The sequence below is a fragment of the Micromonospora sp. NPDC052213 genome (assembly GCF_040679695.1).
Classification (GTDB): Bacteria; Actinomycetota; Actinomycetes; order Mycobacteriales; family Micromonosporaceae; genus Micromonospora.
Window position 1 is genome coordinate 1 of record NZ_JBFAVI010000380.1, and the last position, 1,179, is coordinate 1,179.

The 1,179-nt window shown below is 71.0% G+C and carries 1 protein-coding gene; it reads left to right on the top strand.

The window, feature by feature from the left end:
• The coding region (locus AB0L34_RS34130; protein ID WP_363709810.1) for an amino acid permease at positions 1–1,163 on the top strand (1,163 nt) is incomplete at its 5' end.
• Positions 1,164–1,179: the final 16 nt, after the last annotated feature.

The window sequence follows — 1,179 nt, forward strand, 5'->3', positions numbered from 1 at the left end:
TCATCGGCTGGGACCTGCTGCTGGAGTTCGCGCTCGGCGCGGCGGTGGTGGCCCGCGGCTGGTCCGGCTACCTCGCCGACCTGTTCGGCCTGCCCAGCGCCTGGTTCGCCGAGGAGGGCAGCGTCGTCAACCTCGGCGCGATCGGCATCGTGCTGGTGCTCGGCGTGGTCGCCATCGTCGGCATCCGGGAGTCCGCCCGGGTCACCAACCTGCTCGTGCTGGTCAAGGTGGCGATCTGCGCCTTCGTCATCATCGCCGGGCTGTTCTTCGTCAAGGCGGCCAACCTCAGCCCGTTCATCCCGGCCGCCGAGCCGGCCGGCGCCGGGGACGACGGCATCAAGCAGCCGGTCACCCAGGTCATCTTCGGGCTGGAGCCCTCCGTCTTCGGTTTCGTCGGGGTGCTCACCGCCGCCGCAGTGGTGTTCTTCGCGTACACCGGGTTCGAGGCCGTGGCGAACCTGGGTGAGGAGACCCGCAAGCCCAAGCGGGACCTGCCGCTGGGTCTGCTCGGCACGCTGCTCATCTCCACGGTGCTCTACATCGGCGTCTCGCTGGTCGTGGTCGGCATGGTCAAGTACACCGAGATCGACGAGGGCGCGCCGATCGCGTCCGCGTTCCGGGCGGTCGGCGCCGGCTGGGCCGCGGTGCTCGTCTCCATCGCCGCCGTCGCCGGGCTCACCAGCGTGATCCTGGTCGACCTGGTGGCCATGGGCCGGATCGGCTTCGCCATCGCCCGGGACGGGCTCATCCCGCCCGCCATCGCCAAGGTGCACCCGCGCTGGGGTACCCCGTACCGGATCGCCGGCATCATGACCGTCGCGGTGGCGCTGCTCGCCGGTTTCCTTCCGCTGTCGGCGCTGGCCGACCTGGTCAGCATCGGCGCGCTCTGTGCGTTCACGCTGGTCGCGATCGCGGTGCCGATCCTGCGCAAGCGCCGGCCCGACCTGGAGCGGCCGTTCAAGGTGCCGTTCTCGCCGGTGTTGCCGATCCTCACCGCCGTGGCGTGCCTCTACCTGAGCCTGAACCTGTCGGTGGAGACCTGGCTGCGGTTCCTCGCCTGGATGCTGATCGGCGCGGTCATCTACTTCGGGTACGGCCACCGCAAGAACCGGCTCGCCCGGCGCGAGCACACGGACACCCCCGAGCCCGCCCCCACCCCCTGAGGCGGGCACCGCGGAG